Origin of the sequence: Paenibacillus xylanexedens (assembly GCF_001908275.1) — a bacterium.
GTDB lineage: Bacteria > Bacillota > Bacilli > Paenibacillales > Paenibacillaceae > Paenibacillus > Paenibacillus xylanexedens_A.
Genome location: NZ_CP018620.1, coordinates 1,173,093 through 1,193,545, shown reverse-complemented (window position 1 = coordinate 1,193,545; position 20,453 = coordinate 1,173,093). Strand labels below are relative to the sequence as shown.

The window sequence follows — 20,453 nt, the reverse complement described above, 5'->3', positions numbered from 1 at the left end:
GGTCAGACCCTATTCGCATAATAATTTGATGTTTGTCTACTTCCCTTATTGTGCTTTTCCGTATGAACCTGCTTTAAATGTAGTTGGGTCATACCATTTGTACCCTGCCGCGGGTGCAGCCCATGGCTCAAGTTGCGGCTCGGTTGATGCAGCCGGAGCTTCGATAGGAAGCAGGCTTGTTGCCGTATCCAATGTCAGTCCTGGCACTTGTGCCAGACTGGTATAGCTCTCTTTGACCGCAAGCCATTTCACGGTATTCACAAGGAAAGTGGCATCATCCACTTCTTTGAATCCATCATAGGTCTTCTTGGTGGCACCGGTCTCTTCACGCAAATATTTCGGAGTCGCGTCTTCCACAGGTGAAGAGTCACCGATAAATGCGGCTTTGCCCGCACCAACCTTTGCAATGGCAGCATAGGCTCCTTCAGCTCGTCCACCACCATTGTATACGCCCTGGTCCACGGCATTGCCCCACTTGGATACACCACTTGGTACATACACCAAGCCTTTGGCTTTGTTCGGGTCTATAATCGCAATGGTCGATCCCGCATGCATGGCTACAGAATTAACACCAGCCGTAATGCCAAAGGATTGTGCAGGTGCAACGATATCCGATGCATTTACATCTCCAAGGGCATTGTAGCGGAAACGGACACCAAAGTTCGTCGCGAGCCAATCTGAACTCGTCACACTCTGCATCGCTGGTGATTCGGCTTCAGCCGAAGACATGCCTTTGGCCGGATTCAGGAAGGCACCGCGGCGATAACCGTTGAATACTTCGGAAGAATCCCAGCGGTTTTTGTTGCGGTCCGCGTTATAGTGGTCGGAGATGAAGAAAACACTTCCTCCGTTCTGCACGTACTGCACCAGCGCAGCCTGCTCAGTCGCCTTGAACGGCACGTTGGCTTCGCCGATGACAAAGACGTCGTAATCTTTCAATTTATTATAGGTGATGGCTTGCTCACCGAATGTATACGGGATGCTGCGTTCCAGCTGATCCACGGCAAAGCCTGCGTTTCGCAAACCATTGGCAAAATCTGAAAATGCCCCGTCAATAATCCAGTCGGCAGCACCTGCTGTCTGGGCGTGGGTATTATCGAACAATACTTTCTTGCCGGTACCATCCGGCAGTGTTGTGCCCGGGTTCGGTTCTGGATCAGGATTGGTTGTTCCGGAGGAAAGCGCGATGGACGTTGGGTTTTTGACTCCTGCATAGCTGTTGTAAGCACCAAGGGTTCCGGTTACGATGATCTTTTTGCCTACAAGACTGGGGTTGGACGCCAATCCATATTGCGATCGGAAAGATGAGGGAATCTGCACATCCAATAATCTGGCGTTGGTCCGCTCTGACGCTGAATCGGCAATCAGAACATTAAAATCATTGGCATACGGAGATGTAAACTTGGCTGTAAGTGACCCGGTAGCATGTCCAACAATGATTCCTTCAACCGTCGCTGTTCCTCCACCGCTCTGGGCAGCGATGGCCTGAGATACCGTAAGTGGTGCTGCAGCTTGTACCGGACTTTGCGAACCCGGCCCCAGCAGTGCGGTTGCCATCATGATAAAGACCAGGAATGCCCCGATCCAGTGCTGCCATAACGCCTTTTTCATATTCCCTTTCTCCTCCTCATAATTACCTGATAATGGGTTATCCTCCTTTAATTTAATTGTTCATATGCTGAATTCCTCTTTCTTTTTGTAAAGTTTATGAAAAAGTTTAGAAGTTGAGTCTATTGGCCCATACTGATTATCATTAGAATTCCATTTACCGAAGGAGTAAAACGATGATGAAATTGGTATTTTTGATACTCTTGTTGATTGTTCCGCTGATTATGGCTTATGTTGCTCTTCGTTCCCGAATGGTTACCCGAGTGTTCCATATTCTTGCGCTACTCTGTTTCTACAGTGCGGCAACCGTCATCGCTGGTGATGTGTATGCGACGAATGCTCATATGACCACATTCACTACCGAGATTCACCATTTCCTGCTGAATGGATGGTTCCTGTATCCGTCTGCATATCTCGGTGTATACATTCCCTATGTGCTGTGGATGAGCCTATTTTCAGAAAAAAGTTAAATTCGATGCGGACTTGGGATTGCATTTTGCCAGCGTTCATTGCATAATGAATATATAAATGTGATAATGATTATCATTCTTGAACTTGTCTCTTTGTAACTTTCTACTGCATATGATTTTACGATTTTATAGATAAAGGGGAACGAACATCGAATGAATACAACTCTGCAAAAGGCTGATCTGCAGCTTGACGATTATTTGGATCTTCTGAACCTGGCGACCAATCTAGGTGATACGAGATGGCAAAAGGAAATTATCCGTAAGCTGGCTTATACTTATCCCGCAGTTCAATGTAAACAACCACAATAGCATTCCACATACATCATAGATCTACATTATGGCTCATGATCGATTCATTCGTTGAATCTGTTATGGGCTATTTTTGTTGTACAATGTACAGTAAAGTTACTCAAACGTGAAGGAGTGAACAACGATGCAACTGGAGACTGACAGACTGATCATCCGGGAGATTCGGGAGACCGATTGGGAGAGGATTCATGCCTATACTTCAGTGCCGGAAGTTACACAGCATACAGCGTGGGGGCCGAATACCGAAGAAGATACACGAGCATACGTGCAGTTTGTGTTGGACATGCAGCAGACACAACCACGAGAGAGCTTTGAACTGGCGATATGCTTGAAAAGTGATGGAACTCTCCTTGGCGGAGTAGGTATTCACGTGATGGAGAAAACCAATGCAGAGATCGGTTATGTCCTTAACCCCGCTTACCAAGGGAAAGGTTATGCCGCCGAAGCAGCCCGCGCTTTACTGGGTTTCGGTTTCAACGAACTCGGAATTCACCGAATTTACGCCAAATGTCGTCCGCACAACACAGCTTCGGAGAATGTCATGAAGAAGATTGGCATGCAGCGAGAAGGGCTATTACGTGAGCACTGGTTCTACAAAGGTTCCTTTCATGACTCTGTGATCTATTCGATTCTTGCAACGGAATATGCAGGTGAACAATTTCAAAGAAACACAAAAAGCTGACTCCCATATATGGGACGCCAGCTTTTTTTCTTTTACTCCGTAACGACCCCAATCGCCAATGGAGGTGAAGCCTTGAAGCCTCATTTGGAATCCAAATCGAATTTGTTCCTCGGGAATGCAACCGTTGTGCTTCCCTCAATTAGGAACACCGGAACAAGCTATGTTACAACCGGCACAGCTCTACCGGGCAGCTTGGGAATGTCGGACATCCACACATACAGCGCAGGGCTGCCAGGTCACGAATCATCAGTTTGCCGTCCATCATATCCAGCGTACCTTGTTCCTTCCATGCCCCCAGCATCCGCGTTACGCTCTCCCGGGTAGCTCCAATCATCTCGGCAAGATCGGTATGGTTCAGCTTCATGTCCAGCACAATACCATCCGGTGTAACCCTGCCATACGAATTGCTGGCACGGATCAGTGTCGAAGCGAGCGCACCCGCCTTGCCATAGAGCAGCAAATCACGGAATCTCGACTGGGTGATCCGCTGCGACAGTGCCATCCATTGCAAGAATTTCAAGGCAAGGTCGCCATGTTTGCTGAGTATACTTTCCAGATCGCTAAGCGAGATAATGGCCAGTTCCCCTTTTTCCGCCATCTCTGCACTGTAGCTATGATTCAATCCTCCGATGCCGCCGAATTCACCGATGAGATCGCCGCTTTGCTGAATGGATAAAATAATTTCCTTGCCATCCTCCGTCGACTTGGTCATTTTCACTCGTCCCGAACGAATGTAGTACAGATATCCGGCTTCATCGCCTTCGAGAAAGAGACTATACCCCGACTTCACCCGTTTGGGCTGCATTTTTGCTTCAATCAGGCCCCATTGCTCAGATGTAACGAACGAAAGGATTCCGCCTGTTTCTCGTGTCATTTTGTCCGCCTCCGTTTGTTTCTGCTCTGCTCTTTGGGTTGTTCTTTCTACAAATACTGTACCCATAACCTTCGTCCCCCTCGGTGATTCCTTATGTATCCATCATACCGCGAAAGTAGCGCGAGGGTTATCGGGGGATTACCTGATCATTAACGAGAAACTCCCTGAGTTTGCTGTGAGAAAAGTCACATTTCACCGATATGCCTCATCCTTCGCATTTCTTCAATCCCTTGGTGCACCTGACTCAGGAGTCCTCGACTGCCCAAGTTCAGTAGATTATAGAACGGAAATAGGGGTTTTCCCTGAATTACATCGTAAGAGAAAGGGTCTACAATAGAATTAATATTGTAATACCCTTACTTTAAGATGATCCTAAAAGGTTAATGATAATAATTACAGGTTACGTACGTTATAATTTCGAAAAAGGAAGTGTCCTCTCATGCATGATGAACTGCCATCTGGCATTCAGGAGATGATCGATGGCCTGCGCCTGAACACATCCAGCGACTTCTGTGGACTTGCCTGTCTGAACGGGACGATGCTACGCTGGAAGTATACCTCTGGGGCTAGTAATGAACGGGTGAAACGCATGGAAATGCGCCCCGGACAAGATCTGGTAGGCACAGCCCTTCGGACTGGACGCACAGCTCGATCTGATGCACAATCCACCGGGGAGCATACACCCGGTCGTTGCCCGTTAATGCTTGCTGAGCGCCTGGTAAGTGCCATAGCAGTACCTGTGTTCCAGGAAGGAAGCGTGCCTGGTGCCGTGCTACTTGTTGGCAGCAGATTGCCTTGCACCTTCTCACCGGACATGATCCGGCAGACGGAGCAAGTCGCTCTACATCTTCAGCCAAAGGTGTTTGGATAACAACATCTGTCTTTAATATGGAAGAAGTCTTGTTATTTCCTTAGGGGAGTATCAAGGCTTTTTTTATTATAGTTATTTACAGCGGAGCAAGCCTTAGTCTGTTCACCTGTCTTCGCTCATCTGTATACATCGACGTCACTCACACAGATTGATATAATCGAGTCCATACATTCGTATATTCATAGATAGTATATACAGCTAAGGAGGCTACAGATATGTTTGTACTGACAACTGCCAGTGTTATTCCATGGGAATCCACACAGCACAACAGTACCATTTCCATGAAAACGCCTTCATTGGTTACCTGCACAGCGACGGTGGACTATAGATATGGTAATGAGCACGGTGTTTTACATAAAGGACAGTTACTTTTTCTACATCCCCAATGCTCCCTGGAGCTGATACATATCCCACCTTCTGCCTTCACCCTGTATCATATCGGTTTTCAGGATTATGCATTAACGGAAGAGAGTCCTGACAAACGTGTTTATGAGCTAACAACAGTGAACTTGCCCTCACATGGTTCGAAGACCGGAGCAAGTCCACAGGTTCTGCGAATGCTGGCAATCATCCAGGATCTTTCCGAAAAAAGGACAGGAAGTGTCCAGACCGAAGAAGCCAGGTCCCATTATCTGCTGAGTGAATTGCTTGAATTATTCAAGCTGGCGATTAAACCTTCTACAGAAATGGTAGACAGTATAATTCGTGAAGCACTTCGCTACATGAATCATCACTATGACAGTCATCTCACCCGTGAAGAACTCGCCAGATTAACTGGGTTTAATGCGAGCTACTTCTCCAGGTTCTTTCAAAAACAGGTTGGACGCAGCTTCCAGGCTCACTTGACCCGAGTTCGTATGGACAAGACAAAGCAATACCTGTTGTCCACGCAGGCCACCTTAAATGAAATTGCGCTGCTTGTGGGATACTCCGACGGTTTATACTTAAGTCGAAAATTTAAGCAGTTTACTGGGATTAGTCCAAGTGAATACCGACTACAGCCCAGCGCAAGACGAATTGCTACCGTACAGTACACAGGAGATCTTTTAGCCTTAGGCGTTCAACCCATTGCCGCCTCATTCCTACCCTGGGCTATGTCACCGCTGATCCAAGACGAGTTGCATGATGTACTAGATTTGGATCAATATGGTGTGGAAGAAATCCTCCGAACTGAACCACCTGATCTGATCATCGCGCCAGATTATCTATACTATTTGCCCCATAAGCTCGAACAACTGGAACAGATTGCTCCGGTTATGGTCCTGCCATGGGACAAGTTAAATCGATTGGAGACCGTTCAACTTATCGGACGAATCATAGGTCGAGAGCAGGCTGCCGAAGACTGGATAAGGCATTACACCGCACTGGTCAGCAGTGAAGCTGAACGGCTTGGGGCAGCAATCCAGCCTGATGAAACCGTTGGGTTATATGAACTCTGGGAAGATGGCACGATCTGTATCTGGAATGTAACCGCCAGAGCGGCATACAACGTCTATTATGGACTCAATCTTACACCTCCTCCCAGTATTCTGCGTGACATTCTGGAACCTAATAATCATCAGTTCATTCAGGAAGATCAATTGACGGAATATGCAGCAAACCATATGTTTCTCGTGCTTTCCTCACATGAAGGCGGTCTCTATCATGATGCAGAAGTTAAACTCAGGGAACGACCACACTGGGACAAGATTATGAATAACGGAAATAGCCGGATATATCCTCTCAAGTTGGAACAATTCTGGTGTAATGATGCGCTGGCTCTGGAAAAGCAACTTCAGCTTATGGTAGATATCCTGATTCGGGAGAATGGCGAAAAGAACAGGTAACCATTGTCCATGCTCAAGAGGTCACATTTTGAGATGGACGATACTTGTATCCAAAAGCTACGATATTAAGGAGGTTTTATTGAGAAAGATAATCATTATTGATTGGGGAGAAGCAGAATGACAGGGGTTAAATCAAAATGGTGGACTGGGCTTATGTTCCTGGTACTGGTGATTGGAATTATTGGCTGCTCAAGCCAAGTGGAAGAAACCACAAAAAATAAACCTTCCTCACCTGTTGCTACAGAAGAACAACCGGCAGACAGCGCCGCAAAAACGCAGGTCATATCCACCGTTAATGGAGACGTTGAAATACCCGTGAACCCACAGCGGATTGTGACACAGGGCTACCTCGCTGATTTTCTCGCACTTGGTATCAAACCAGTAGGCGCACCGGATTATGAGCTGGAAAGCCCTTATGTGCTTGATCTGGTTGAAGGCGTAGCAGACATTGGTCGTATCGACGGCGGTTCAGTGGAAAAAATTCTTTCACTTGAGCCCGACCTGATCGTCACTGTAGGTGGAGATGAGAAGCTGAATGAGCAATATCGCAAAATCGCACCAACCCTCATCATCCCTTATGGTACATACGACAATGTACATGAGGAAATCACTGCTTTTGGAAATATCCTAAACAAACAAAAGGAAGCCGAAGACTGGTTGTCCCAATTCGAAGTAAAAGTGAAGTCAGCCAAGGACTCCATTCAAGGGCTGGTCAAGGAAGGTACGACCTTCTCCAACTTCAGTCTCTTTGGTAAGGATTGGTACATCAACGGAGATGGTGTCAACCGCGGTGGACAAGCCATCTACCAACAGCTCGGACTGAAAGCACCAGACATTGTGCAAAAGGAACTGATTGATCAGGATAAAGATACTGTAACTGTATCCGAGGAGAAACTGGCAGATTATGCAGGTGATTATCTTTTCCTGGATTTATCCAATGGTGGTTCGCTGGATGAAACATCACCCGTCTGGTCATCGTTGGACGCCGTGAAGAACAATCGAGTGTTCAAGCTGGATGGGGAACGGTTCTGGCCATATGATCCTCTTGCCGTGGAGGCACAGGTCCAGGAAATTGCCAATATGATTCAGGAACGTTTCGGCCAAACAGAACATTAAGGTTCAATGTTTCTATCCCACACGTTGAGTAAGAGAAGCTATTCGGAGATTAAAGCTCTGAATGGCTTCTTTTTTTGTTATGATATAGATAGAACTAAGGAAGCGGACAGGGGGAAATCATGTGATTCAACTATTAGTTGTAGACGACCATGTTGTCGTGCGTTCCGGGCTGATCGCCTTACTTGAAGGAAAGAATGATATACATATCGTTGGAGATGCCGCAGATGGCGATGAAGCCATTGCCAAGGCTCAAGAGTTGAAGCCAGATGTGGTCTTGATGGATTTCAGCATGCCGCCAGGCAAAGACGGTCTGACCGCTACCGCTGAATTGAAGAAATTGATGCCAGATGTCTCCATTTTGATACTAACTATGCATGACGATGAAGAATATCTGTTCCGCGCCATCCACGCGGGAGCATCCGGATATATACTCAAAAGTGCGCCGCATGAAGAATTGCTTGCTGCGATTCGTTCCGTAGCAGAGGGTAGCGCCTATCTGTACCCCAGTGCGACCAAGCGGCTGATGAGTGAATACCTGGACAAAGCCAAACAGGAAAACGCCGGACCGTATGACACGTTATCCGAGCGGGAGAAAGAGATTTTGTCCTGGATTGCCAAGGGTTATGCCAACAAGGAAATCGCCGAACATCTAATCATCAGTGTCAAAACGGTCGAATCCCACAAAAGCAATCTGATGGAGAAACTTGGCCTGCGTACACGACCGGAACTGGTGAAGTTCGCCATGAAAAAGGGGTTGCTGAACTTTGAGTAGTGCACGCAAGAACAGATTAAGTGGACTCGCAGACCAGCCCGTACGCCTCCTGCTGAACGAAATCGATAATCACATTACGGATAATGAATTTCGCAGCAGGTTGAAGGGTTCCCTGCATCAACTGAGTAATCTGAAATTTGCCTTGGATGAATCCTCTATTGTAGCCCTGACAGACCGCAAGGGTAAGATCCAGTATGTGAATGATAAATTCTGTGAAATCTCGCAGTATGAGCGCGAGGAACTGATCGGTAAGGATCATCGAATCATTAATTCCGGATACCATGGCAAAAGCTTTATGAAAAACCTGTGGGACACGATATCCTCAGGTAAGGTATGGAACGGGGAAATTCTCAATCGTGCCAGAGATGGCAGTCATTATTGGGTCAACACCACTATCGTGCCTTTCCTTGATAACGACGGGGAGCCATATCAATACCTGGCTGTACGCAGCGAGGTCACCAAGCTGAAATCCGTCGAAGCCGAATTGCAAAAGATGATGTCCCAAGTGATGAACATTCAGGAAGAGGAACGACGCCGGATCTCGCGTGAACTGCATGACGGGATTGGACAGAGTCTCTTCTCTCTGGTGATTCAGATGGACCGACTGCTGGCAGACCAGCCTCAACCCGGGGTTGAAGCACTTCGTAAGCAGGTCACGGGTATTATGGAAGATGTACGTGGTATGGCATGGGAGCTGAGACCGTCCGTTCTGGATGACCTGGGTGTTGTTCCGGCGATTCGTACGTATATCGAGAATTACACCCGTCACTACGGGATCGAAGTTGATCTGGAATGTAATTTGCGCAAACGACTGGAGATGAACCGGGAGATAGCCATCTACCGAATTATTCAGGAAGCCTTAACGAATGTCGCGAAGTATGCCGATGTTGCCGAGGCACGTGTTACTATAGAAGACGCTGAGGACATGACGATGGTTATTATTGAAGACCAGGGTGCCGGATTCAGCGAAGCAACTGCTGGCAATGGCGTTGGATTGTTCAGTATGGAAGAGCGTGCCCGTGGTGCAGGAGGAACGTTGAGAGTTTCTTCCGAGCCTGGCGAAGGCACGACAGTTACCCTTTTACTGCCCAAGACAGCCCAAGTATAACCGGACATGCTTCGTATCGTGCTCTTCGCTTCACTTCAGCTACCTATTAACCGGCTGCTCGCTATTGGACTGTGCGAGTGGTCTTTTTTATTTCCGATTGGTCAAAATGACAAAATGAAGGCTCAAAATCGGTTAAATTCAATAATCAAGATAAATAGATTGACTCCAGTTACGATTCGTCATTAAACTATGAATGCCACATACACATTGTATGTTTAGTAAAATTTCATTGTTCATTTCATATAGCGAGAGAAAGGGATGGTCAACATGTCAGAGAAACGCTCCTCCAAGGGTGGGGAAATTCCTCAAATGTACAATCTGGACGAGATGGATCGCAAAATCATCGCCGCGCTTCACAAGAACAGCCGGATATCCTACACGGACCTGGGTACACAGATTGGGTTGTCGCGTGTAGCTGTTCAGGCGCGCATTAATGCGTTATCCGAAAAAGGAATCATCGAACGTTTCACCGTGGTGATCAACCCTGGCAAGGTTGGGCTTCAAGTCTCGGCTTTTTTCAATGTCGATGTCGAACCGCCTTTCCTGGATGAAGTCGCTGAGAAACTGGATGAAGAGCCAGCCGTCACCAGCCTTTATCATATGACAGGCCCGAGTACCCTGCACATGCACGGTATTTTTGCGGATATGGAAGAGATGGAGCAGTTCTTGCTGGAGAAGCTCTATAAGATGCCGGGTATCGTCAAAGTGGAATCACAGCTATTGTTGAAACGTTATAAAAGCCGGATGGGCATGAGACTCTAGGAGGAAATCAGCATGGGTTGGAAAGATTACAACGGTCTCGTGATCGGAATGGTACGGACCGGAATTCTCGGATATGGCGGTGGCCCTTCGGTGATCCCGTTAATCCGTTACGAAGCCGTCACGCGTTACAAATGGGTCAGTGATGAGGAGTTCGGCGAGATTTTGGCTATCGCCAACGCCTTGCCGGGTCCCATCGCGACCAAGATGGCCGCATATCTTGGTTATAAAACCAAAGGCGTGCTCGGCGCGATAGTGTCCGTACTCGCTCATATTCTGCCGACAAGTATCGCCATTATTGCTCTGCTCGGTTCCATGTACGCGCTACGCGAGTCGAAAGTGGTCGCAGGCATGGTAGCCGCCGTAAGGCCGGTCATTTTTGTCATGCTGGGCATGATGGCTTATGAATTTGCCATGAAAGCCTGGAAGGGACTCGGTAAAGTTTTTGCCGCCCTATTCGGCGTAATTGCCTTTGTACTATTGCAGCTGCTGGATATCCATCCGGGGATTGTGATCGCGGTTTTCCTTGGATATGGTGTCTTCCATCTGGAGCTAGTCCAGCGCTTCAAATCCAAAGGCAAGTCCGATAAGGGGGTGTCCTAAGGATGCTCCAGACATGGTGGGAATTATTTTGGGGATTTTTCGTAGCAAACATCTTGGGATATGGGGGCGGCCCGGCATCCATTCCGCTCATGCAGGAAGAGATTGTGAACCATTATCAATGGATGACCACGGAGCAATTCGGGGATGTACTGGCGATTGGTAATGCTCTTCCCGGCCCAATTGCAACCAAAATCGCTGCATTTGTCGGGTATCACGTGGCAGACTGGTTTGGGGCATTTATCGCAAGTTTTGCCACGATCGTACCTTCCGCAACCGCATTAATTTTATTACTTCGTCTGTTGAACAAACATCGCACGTCACCAAAAGTCAAAGGTATGACCCTACTCGTGCAGCCGGTTATCGCTGTACTCATGATTCTGCTCACATGGGAATTCGGGCAGCTATCCACTGATTCCATCGGCATCTGGCAGACATTGATCATTGCAGGCATCTCGCTCTGGGTCATGACCAAGACCAAGCTGCATCCGGCCATTCTGATCGTGATCGCTTTTGCCTATGGTGCGCTGGTACTGTCTCACACGATGTAGTTATAGAACATACAGGGAACGATCCCTGAATAAGACGTTTCAGATTCGTTAGCGCTTGAAGACACGTTCTAGTTTATAGACCAAAAACGGTGATACCAGCTATTAGCTGGCATCACCGTTTTTATTTGCGCGTTTCACGCTCACATTTGGAAAAGCAATTACTTCGCTTCAACCACTACCGTTACTTTGGTTTTCACACCTGCAAATGTCACCGTAATCGTTGCTTTACCTTTGCCGTTCGCCTGAATGATTCCATCTTTCACCGATGCTGTTGCAATACGGGAAGATTTCCAGAGAGCCGGTTTGGATACATTAGCTTCACTGCCATCGGCATACGTTGCAGTTGCAGCCACGGTTACCTTTTCACCTGGTTTCATGGTCAACGTTACTTTATCCGTCTGCAAATATTTCAGTGTATCCACATCTACAGCAATCGTTACAGACTTGCTACCGTATTTTGCAGTAATTTTGGCTTTACCTGAACCTGTAGCTTTGACTTTACCTTTGGTCACTTGAGCTACTTTGTAGCTGTTCGTTTTCCATTCAGCCTTGTCAGAAACATCACGCTCGCTACCGTCGCTCAAGAAGGCAGTTACCGTCAGATCAGCTGTATCGCCTGATTTCAGGGAAAGAACCGGCTCGGAAGCTTCAATACGTGTGATGACATCCACTTCAACTTGGATCGTCACTTTTTTGGAGCCGTATTCTGCTGTGATGTTGGCTTTACCACTGCTGTTACCTGTGATCACGCCTTTTTTCACATCCGCTACACGTGCATTGCTGGATTTCCAGGTTGCTTCGGATGTAACATCCAATGTGTTGCCGTCCTCATCCGTACCTGTTAGAAGGATCGTCTGAGTTTCTTTGGCAGACAGAACAACGAAGTTCACATCTGCTTCCAGTCCACTAGCCATACCTACTTCAACAGGCAGAGTCAGTGTTTTGCCTTCAATCTTCGCGGTAATGGTTACTTTACCTGTAGCAACACCTGTGATAACCCCTTTGCTATCTACCTCAGCGATTTTGTCGCTGCTGCTGCTCCAGGTTGCATCTTCGGATACATCTTTGGATGTTTCACCATACAACGCCAGTACTTTGGCAGAAGTCGTTCCACCAACAGCTACTGATGCTTTTTTCTTATCCATTTCATACTTGTCTGCTACGTCTACATTCACTGTGAATTTAACCGTTTTACCGCCATAAGCTACAGTGATCGTAGCCGTACCGGATTTGTATGCAATCAGATCGCCGTTCGATACATATACAACATCTGCATTGCTTGAAGTCCATGTTGCTTTGGAAGTTACATTTTCTGTACTGGCATCAATATATTCGGCATTGGCTACCAATGTTTTAGACTTGTTATCACCAGTAACACTCATGGCGAGTTTGTCATTTACATCTTTGATATCCAGATATCTTGCCGTATCTACATCTACAGCAATTTCTACAGTTTTTCCACTATAGGTTGCTTTGATCGTTGTTGAACCTGCGCTAATGGCTGTGATCTGTCCCTTAAACACCGTTGCAACCTTCTCGTTGCTAGATGTCCATGTTGCCTGATCCGTTACATTCACATCGCTGCTGTTTGGATAAGAAGCCGTTACAACGACATTAGCCGTTTTGGTTGTATCACTCAAACGGAAGAAAATACTTTGTTTCACCACACTCAGTTTGCTCGTCAGATCCACATCCACGTCAACGGATACTGATTTCGTACCGTATTTGGCTGTGATCTTGGCAGAACCTGCCGAGTATCCTGTAATTTCGCCTTTAAGAACGTCTGCGACCTTCTCGTTGCTGGATGTCCACTCCGCCAGATCCGTTACATCTTTGGTTGTGCCATCTGGATACGTAGCCGTCACTTTCACACTTTCACTTTTGTTCAACAACAGGTTAACTTGCTGTTTATCTACATCTACACGTTTAACCACTTCAACGTTAACATCCACCGTCACGCTTTGGCTGCCAACTTTGGCTGTGATAACGGCCGTACCCGCGCTTTGTCCAGTTACTTTACCATTCACAACGGTAGCAACCTTCTCATCACTGGTAGACCATTCTGCAGTATTTGCTGCTGCATTATTTGTTTCATTGTCACTATACGTTGCTGTCAAAATAATTTCTTTTGTATCTCCCGTGCGCAAATCCAGACTTTGCACGTTTTTCGAAAGGGCTTTGACCTTCTTCGTTACTTTCACTTGAACAGTCTGACTCTGACCCTGGTAAGCTGCCGTAATCGTCGCTTTACCTTCTTTTTTGGCCGTGATTGCACCATTATATACAGTTGCTATCGAAGTATCTTCGCTACTCCAGGTTGTACTAATCGTTACATTAGCCGAGGTATTGTCTGAATATACCCCTGTCACCGTAACAGACCCAGAATCACCAACTTCGAGCGACATCTCATTCTTGGAAACCACAATTTTGGACAGTTCTTTATCTGCCGCAGCGGCCAAGCCTACGTTGGAAATACTCAGCATCAACACCAGCATCATCACCATGTACTTGGTCAATCTTGGCTTTAACATCATTTCCCCCCGATTATCATCATTTTTTTCCTTATGTTTTATGTCGGCAAGTTCTTTCCAGATGTTTAGACTTTCAGGAAATTTTCAGGGAATTCTATGGAAATTAATTTATCTTCTATTCCTGTTTCAACCGATCATACCTGCGAATATTGCGCATACCTATGTATATTGGCAGTCTTGAACTTCTTTTAACAGGATTGGAGGAAACATAATGCATCAGCCTTTTGATTACATCGGGTATTGGGAGGAAACATATCGTTCGGGTGAAACTTCCGGGAGGGGTTCATACGGGGTTTTGGCTGAATTCAAGGCCGAGGTCGTGAACGGACTGATTCAACGTGAAGGGATTCATCGTGTCATTGAGTTTGGATGTGGGGATGGCAACCAGTTGCAATACATGAATTATGAGGACTACCTGGGCGTGGATGTAGCGGCTTCTTCAGTAAAGCGTTGTGCTTCCCAATTTGCCAAGGATTCGTCCAAGAGTTTCATGCTGTATACACCAGGACTATGGATTAACCGAGGTTTCCTGCAAGCCGATCTGACGGTCTGTCTGGATGTGTTATATCACATCACGGATGAAACAGATTTTCGTAATACCCTCTATGATATTCTGCACTCCTCAACAGCATGGGTGGTGCTTTACACCCGTTTGAAAGAAAACGGCAACCCGGGGATTGATACAATCCAGGACCGTAATCTGTTCGAATATCTCTTCGACTACCCTGATTTCAAAGTTCATGAGATTATTCCGCAGCGCTATCCAGATCAATCTTCTGCCGACTTTGTCATCCTGAGACGTACACCTTCGAAGTGAAAAGCGATTTTTTCAGTAGAGCATAACTAAGTCTGCACCCCAACTGGATCCGTAAGAATGAGATATTTATAGGCCAGATACTTCTTTTGTCTTCCTTCGATTATGTACACCATCCGCCTGTCCGCTCACCTTGATTTGTCTATTCAAAGCTCAAGCTTAGGTATACTCCGTCTCCAGTAGAGGGAATAGCGTTCCTAATACTGGAGACAGCCTTATGCGAACAGGTGATGATGGTTTGCTAACAACTCGAAGGCTCATAACACCACGATCTTACTAATCCGTTCTCCCCTTCAGTTCTTCCAGCCCGTAGTTCTCAATTCTTCTTTTAAAATAACCCCGCATGTCCACGCAGCTTCGCCAGCGCTTCCATATAGAAATAATCGCCGTATATAATCGGCACATTCAACCCTCGCCCTTCCGGGTAATGCACCGTTCCCTGCATGATCAGACCTTCTTCCGCTGCCGAGTCGCCGGAGCTATATTGCTCATGCAAGCCGCGGACGATACGCTCTCCCGCGGCAGCATAGGTTTCCCCGCGCGGCGACAGCTTCGCCAGCTCTAGCAACCCGCTCGCGGCAATCGCCGCAGCGGACGAGTCCCACGCCACCTGATGCTCCGCAGGTGCGCGGAAATCCCACACCGGCACGATCTCTTCGCCAAGCATGGCGAGGAAGAAATCGGCCGCACGCTCCGCTGTCTCCAGATATCGGGCTTCGCCCGTATACCGGAAAGACAGCGCAAACCCGTGCAACGCCCAGGCGGTCCCCCGCGCCCAGGCGGAACCTGGAGCATGGCCCTGTCCGCCATGCTCTCGCAGCATCTGCCCCGTGTGTGGATCAAACTCCACCACGTGGCAGATGGACCCGTCAGCGCGGATGAATTCGCGCGCCACGGTGTCCGCATGCGCTTCCGCCAGCCAGCGGAAGCGAGGGTCGCCGCTCTGCTCGGATGCCCAGTAGAGCAGCGGCAGGTTCATCATGCTGTCAATGATGGCTACGCCGCGCGTATCCATTGCTGACGAGCTGAAGTTCCAGGCGCGGATGAACTCACCGCGCACGTGGAACCGGGCAGCGAGCAGATTGGCGGCAAGCATTCCGCGCCGCCGTCCATCCATGCTACCCGTCTGGCGGTAGTTGGCTACGCCACTAAGCAGCCAGATGAACCCCAGATCGTGATCCACCGATTCGGGATCACGCAGACAACCCTCCAGTTGCCGCTCACAGCTTTCGGCAATGCGATGCAGCGGAGCCGCCGCTTCACTTTCCGGCGCATCCCCATAGACCAGCCATAACAATCCAGGCCAGAAACCTGCTGTCCACCATTCCGGATCATTTCGATCATACGTCCCCTGCGGAGCAATGTGCGGAAAAGTATCCTTGATCCGCTTTGCATTCCGAATTGTCTTGGCAGCGCCCTGTTGCCACGCTTCCTCGAGCCATTTTACCGACGTTGATGTGTTCATGAACATATCCCTCCTCGACTCAATACCGGACATCTATGCTTGATGCTCCAGCTCATCCTCAACTTATCTATAGCGTCGTATGCCGTAACTGCGATATCTATCCGATAAATATCACTAATCATCCACGAATAACACTTTAACTATGCTTCGAACTGTTTCGAGATCTAATGATCCTCAACCTGAACATCTTCAGTTAAACTCGCCCAATCGGATCGCAAATGACAACCTACGTGCTCCGTTCACTTCAATCCGGGCTTCCTTCAGTAACCCATTACGTGAAGCCACGGCTTGCTCCTCCAGATGAATTATGGCTTCCTGATCCAGCGCTGTAGATTCTACATAGGCCCCCCGATACTCCGTTCGTACGTTATGATCCGTATGGGTAATTACCGCCTGTTCACGGCCATCATGGAACATTAATGGAATGAGTGCCCCTGCTGCCGCGATCTCTCCTTCGAATTCATACGTTATAGTCAGCACATCCGCCTGTTGTACGTAATGAGTACGCAATGTTTTAATTCCGGGTAATGGACCGACCCATGTCACGGCAAAAGCATTCTCCAAGGCGTTCACGCCATCTTCTGCCGCTCTTTCCGCCAGATGCTGCTCCACTTGGTTCCGTGTATCATGGTCCACCTTCTCATACACAATGGAACCACCTCCCTGAGCAGGGTCTAATCCAACATCCCGATCATATGCACCACCGGATGGAATCCCCTCTGCAAGACTGTGCCATACCCCATCTGGTGTCTTCCAGGCAGGACAGTAACTGAGCGGACGAACCACCCCTTCGGCAAATTCCGTGAATCCGGCCTGCACATGGCTGGCGGCGGACGGACCAATCAGACCAGGTAACCCCGTCTGCTGAATCCGTACCAAACCAGGGATCGTATACGGATCATTCATCGCCGTGTGTAATACCAGTTGCTGACCAGGTATGGAAGCAATCACAGTTTCAAACCACCCATCGGTCTGCAAAACCCTGCTGCCTAACTCGGAAGGAAGGTATACTTCGCTCACATCGTCTCCCGGATCACTGAGACAAGCGTGAGCAAGCGCTGCTGCCGTCCACAGGTTGTAACAGGTGTGGTTGGTATATATCTCGTACCCGTGCCGATCTTCTGGCGCGTATTCATTGCGCACAATTTTTTCAAGCGTCCATCTTCCATCTTCCAGCGCTCAACAGCAGCAAAACACCGATTGGTCGCACGTGCAAAAGCACCCGCCATCACCCGATCTCCCGCCTTCAGAGCCTGCGTTACATGTGTGGAGCATACATAAGCCGCCGCCGCTTCATTCCACTGATGCTGGGAGCTGCGACCACGCGGTGGAATCTCACCTAGCGGCGAGAGCGTCAGTAACGAGCTGAAGGCACCATGGCGCAGCTGCTCACGTAACGTATCGGCAGTGGTTCCCTCGTAACCAGCTTCAAGCATCACCCCAAGGTGATAACGGGTGGCTATATCATAGGAAAATGGACAATTTGGACGGTCCAGCGGTCCATCCTGATACAAGCCAAGGGCCGTAAACCGGGGTAGATGATAGGCTTCCAGATATCGATCCATCCACGCAGTACCCTCATTCGCCAGCTGTTCATGCCACCGCAGATATTCGCCAGAGATCATAATGGCGTTCCAGTTAATCATGCGATTGGGATTGTTTATCTTGCTCATCGTAAATACATAATCTTGTTCAGGACTGATTGTCTTGAGTGCCTCAGCCCAGATCTGTGCATGTTCAGGCAGATGTGACTTCAACAAAATATAAGCTTTCATCATGAGCACCGGAAAAAAATCAGGGTGATTGTCAGGTGCGCTACCATTGACCACGGCATCAATGCTCTGTGACAGGGCTATTGCTGCCGATTGGAGCAAATCTGTACGCCCTGCATCAACCAGAACTGCCGCAGCCATCGCATAGGCCGGTGTAGAATAATATCTCTCCACACCCGAGAACGGGTCGATAATTGCACCCTGGCTGTCCTGATATGGTGTGTAAGCGCGAACAACACTCTCAACAAGTGCCAACTTGCGCTCCCTATTCCAGCCGTCTGCCGGAGGAGGGCCCGCTTGCTCTGCCAATGAACGGTAACGTTCGAGTTCATCTTTCCATGGATATGTGGACGCAGATGTATATTTACTCACGCATGCTCACCTCGATTTCTCCCATTTTCGGTTCAATGATGAAGCGTACCTCACATACCGTTTCAAGCGAATTAGGGCGTTCTGTCCGAACATCCGTCTCATCAATTGCACCTGTCCATGATAGTGACGTTCGATAGAATGTGACTGGTACATTATCATGATCAACTGTGTTCATAACCTCCGTAAAGACCTGCCACTGGTTCGCATCATACGTCATATGGACCGTTCCATGTATGCCTTGCCAGCGAAGATTACCGCTCTTCACCACCTCAGGTTGCACTCCGCTCATCCATCGCTCCACTACGCTCGAACATCCTGCATCTGAATCGTCCACCGAAGATGATCGTTCAGCTGAAGACATACTCCTGCTCTTCCATTGAAAACGGTCAATCAGACGCAATTCTGCTCTATCTTTGCTACCGTCAGGAGACATTTCCCAATGAAATTGGCGCGTATAACGAGCCAGAGAAGCAGCCTCAGAGTATGCGGATGTCAGATCCAAAGTAGTATCCAGCTCACAGCCACCCTCTGCCAGCTTTGCCTCTAACAAATGGGCTTGCGCTTGCCGACCGGAGCATTGCTCCTGGCCTTCAATGAGCGGAACGTTATGACCGGATGACGAGATGTGGAACAGCTGCTCTCTGCCTGGTGCAAAATACGCTTGGCTGTACAACCCTGCTCCTGGATCACACAGAATATTCTCACCACCGCAATGGATAACGAACTGCCCCAGATCATTATGGTTGTGAGGTTCATCGTTATGCCCGCCTTTAATGGAAATAGCCACATGAAGGGGTGCGCCGTTTGTACGTTTTGTATCCGGAGAATCGAGCGATCCTTTTGCAATCATCCAGCCCAGATTTCGAAAAATAAATCCTCGTTCAGCCTGCCCAGAGGCACCTTCATCGCCATACACTGCCGGATCGCTCCACATCACGTTCCGCAACAGATGAGCCCAGCGATGACAGGGATCATCAGTAAGCAGTGGAATATGAAGAGGCAGATCCACTTGCAACCCAACTCGGGATGCGAGCAGGGAAAGCAATCCGGAAGGGATCTCTTCCTGCTCGGCACTGTCCGAATAATTCACATATGTGCCGCCCGACAGATGAACTCGCAGCGGGAAGGCTGAGATAGCTGTTATTTTGGAACCCGTCAGCAGATCTAGTTCGCCCTCACTGTACTCACGAAGCATCTCGGCATAATAGGTGAAATAACCAAATCCATATACCCAATATCCAATGCCTTCGGCACAACCGCCATCCTCGCCATATCCGCTCAAGAATGCGTTCATACAGCTGACTGTATGGGAGATCGATTTCTGTAGTGTGAGCTCATCCTCCAAAAGCAACAATGCAGCCATGCCACAGCAGCCACCACAGACTGCCGACCAGTTGTGATCCGCTGTCTGCCAGTGGAACTTCCGTTGCTCCCGGTAAAGCGGGATGAAGATTCGCCGTTCTGCTTCAGACCTGATCCGTTCTATGACAAGGCGATCCAGCCGCTCGGCGTGAATGGTCACAATCTCGGCCAGCATATGTACTGTCTCTGCGGCGAACAGATCGATGTTTCCATTCACCTGGTTGACCTCTCCCGTACCCAGATGCGCGGGTAAACACCACGTATACTCACCACACACGTCCCACAACATTTCTTCCAGCGCTTGCAGTGCATCCGGCCTAGCTGTGTCTAATGCGAGCATCGCCACAGCAGCCAGCCTGCCCCTTCGATCGAAATAAACCTCTTCATAGGCTTTTCGCTCACCCATATCGCTGAACTGTCGATATAGACGGAACGACAAGGAAGGCATGGGTTCATTCAAGGCACGTTCACCGTAAGCCTTCAAGTCTGTGTATAACGTAGCCAATTCAGGCCGGGATAACTTCTCCAAGAGTCTGTCGGCACTTAAGGATCTCAATGCTCTGCTCTCAGTTCTCCGTTGGTTTATATTTT

At 48.4% G+C, this 20,453-nt stretch carries 19 protein-coding genes; 12 read left to right on the top strand and 7 right to left on the bottom strand.

The annotated features are described in order from the left end of the window. Positions 1-45: 45 nt before the first annotated feature. A complete protein-coding gene (locus BS614_RS05425) occupies positions 46-1,560 on the bottom strand; it encodes a DUF6359 domain-containing protein (protein ID WP_244898325.1) in 1,515 nt (504 codons plus the stop codon). 224 nt (positions 1,561-1,784) lie between these two features. Between BS614_RS05425 and BS614_RS05420 the strand changes: the two genes are divergently transcribed. The 3 genes from BS614_RS05420 (at position 1,785) to BS614_RS05415 (ending at position 3,069) form a co-directional block, all read left to right on the top strand. Continuing rightward, positions 1,785-2,078 (top strand): hypothetical protein, encoded by a 294-nt coding sequence (locus tag BS614_RS05420; protein ID WP_074093165.1) that lies wholly within the window; start codon positions 1,785-1,787, stop codon positions 2,076-2,078. 153 nt (positions 2,079-2,231) lie between these two features. Continuing rightward, a complete protein-coding gene (locus tag BS614_RS31765; protein ID WP_017691064.1) occupies positions 2,232-2,387 on the top strand; it encodes a hypothetical protein in 156 nt (51 codons plus the stop codon). Between the two features lie 124 nt (positions 2,388-2,511). Then, a complete protein-coding gene (locus tag BS614_RS05415; protein ID WP_074093164.1) occupies positions 2,512-3,069 on the top strand; it encodes a GNAT family N-acetyltransferase in 558 nt (185 codons plus the stop codon). Between the two features lie 163 nt (positions 3,070-3,232). Here BS614_RS05415 and BS614_RS05410 read toward each other — a convergent pair whose 3' ends face one another. Continuing rightward, positions 3,233-4,009, bottom strand: coding sequence for a Crp/Fnr family transcriptional regulator (locus BS614_RS05410; RefSeq protein ID WP_083677610.1), 777 nt, complete (start codon positions 4,007-4,009; stop codon positions 3,233-3,235). 373 nt (positions 4,010-4,382) lie between these two features. On the opposite strand from BS614_RS05410, the gene BS614_RS05405 reads away from it, so the two are divergent. The 8 genes from BS614_RS05405 to chrA all read left to right on the top strand — a co-directional run bounded on the left by BS614_RS05405 (position 4,383) and on the right by chrA (position 11,546). Beyond that, positions 4,383-4,814: a GAF domain-containing protein gene (locus BS614_RS05405; protein ID WP_074093163.1), complete on the top strand. Its 432-nt coding sequence runs from the start codon at positions 4,383-4,385 to the stop codon at positions 4,812-4,814. Positions 4,815-5,029: 215 nt separating this feature from the next. Beyond that, on the top strand, positions 5,030-6,640 hold the full coding sequence (locus BS614_RS05400) for an AraC family transcriptional regulator (protein WP_074093162.1): 1,611 nt from the start codon (positions 5,030-5,032) through the stop codon (positions 6,638-6,640). A 117-nt stretch (positions 6,641-6,757) separates the two neighbouring features. Beyond that, positions 6,758-7,756 (top strand): ABC transporter substrate-binding protein, encoded by a 999-nt coding sequence (locus BS614_RS05395; protein ID WP_074093161.1) that lies wholly within the window; start codon positions 6,758-6,760, stop codon positions 7,754-7,756. Positions 7,757-7,877: 121 nt separating this feature from the next. Then, positions 7,878-8,528, top strand: a complete 651-nt coding sequence (locus BS614_RS05390; RefSeq protein WP_017691068.1) for a response regulator — start codon at positions 7,878-7,880, stop codon at positions 8,526-8,528. After that, a complete protein-coding gene (locus BS614_RS05385) occupies positions 8,521-9,636 on the top strand; it encodes a PAS domain-containing sensor histidine kinase (protein ID WP_074093160.1) in 1,116 nt (371 codons plus the stop codon). The genes BS614_RS05390 and BS614_RS05385 overlap by 8 nt, the downstream gene beginning before the upstream one ends. 267 nt (positions 9,637-9,903) lie before the next feature. Continuing rightward, on the top strand, positions 9,904-10,398 hold the full coding sequence (gene chrS, locus BS614_RS05380; RefSeq protein WP_062837151.1) for a chromate efflux transcriptional regulator ChrS: 495 nt from the start codon (positions 9,904-9,906) through the stop codon (positions 10,396-10,398). Between the two features lie 12 nt (positions 10,399-10,410). After that, entirely contained in the window at positions 10,411-10,998 is a 588-nt protein-coding gene (gene chrB, locus BS614_RS05375) for a chromate efflux transporter ChrB (RefSeq protein ID WP_074093159.1), read from the top strand. Positions 10,999-11,000: 2 nt separating this feature from the next. Beyond that, positions 11,001-11,546 carry a chromate efflux transporter ChrA gene (gene chrA, locus BS614_RS05370; RefSeq protein WP_074093158.1) on the top strand — a complete coding sequence of 182 codons (546 nt, stop codon included), beginning with the start codon at positions 11,001-11,003 and terminating at the stop codon, positions 11,544-11,546. Positions 11,547-11,704: 158 nt separating this feature from the next. On the opposite strand, the gene BS614_RS05365 is transcribed toward chrA, so the two are convergent. Then, positions 11,705-14,080, bottom strand: a complete 2,376-nt coding sequence (locus tag BS614_RS05365) for an Ig-like domain-containing protein (protein ID WP_244898272.1) — start codon at positions 14,078-14,080, stop codon at positions 11,705-11,707. Between the two features lie 208 nt (positions 14,081-14,288). Here BS614_RS05365 and BS614_RS05360 point away from each other — a divergent pair, with 208 nt between their 5' ends. Continuing rightward, complete coding sequence (locus BS614_RS05360; RefSeq protein ID WP_036616541.1) at positions 14,289-14,894, top strand: methyltransferase domain-containing protein; 606 nt, start codon at positions 14,289-14,291, stop codon at positions 14,892-14,894. Between the two features lie 325 nt (positions 14,895-15,219). Here the strand turns inward: BS614_RS05360 and BS614_RS05355 are convergent, their stop codons facing one another. From BS614_RS05355 to BS614_RS05345, 4 genes are all read right to left on the bottom strand, one after another. Next, positions 15,220-16,356 carry a glycoside hydrolase family 88 protein gene (locus tag BS614_RS05355; RefSeq protein ID WP_074093156.1) on the bottom strand — a complete coding sequence of 379 codons (1,137 nt, stop codon included), beginning with the start codon at positions 16,354-16,356 and terminating at the stop codon, positions 15,220-15,222. Between the two features lie 189 nt (positions 16,357-16,545). Next, positions 16,546-17,376, bottom strand: coding sequence for a hypothetical protein (locus BS614_RS32080; protein ID WP_244898271.1), 831 nt, complete (start codon positions 17,374-17,376; stop codon positions 16,546-16,548). Further along, positions 17,373-18,500: a hypothetical protein gene (locus BS614_RS32075; RefSeq protein WP_244898270.1), complete on the bottom strand. Its 1,128-nt coding sequence runs from the start codon at positions 18,498-18,500 to the stop codon at positions 17,373-17,375. Before BS614_RS32075 ends, BS614_RS32080 begins: the two co-directional genes overlap by 4 nt. Next, positions 18,493-20,418 carry a heparinase II/III domain-containing protein gene (locus BS614_RS05345; protein WP_167544377.1) on the bottom strand — a complete coding sequence of 642 codons (1,926 nt, stop codon included), beginning with the start codon at positions 20,416-20,418 and terminating at the stop codon, positions 18,493-18,495. The genes BS614_RS32075 and BS614_RS05345 overlap by 8 nt, the downstream gene beginning before the upstream one ends. Between the last annotated feature and the right edge of the window lie 35 nt (positions 20,419-20,453).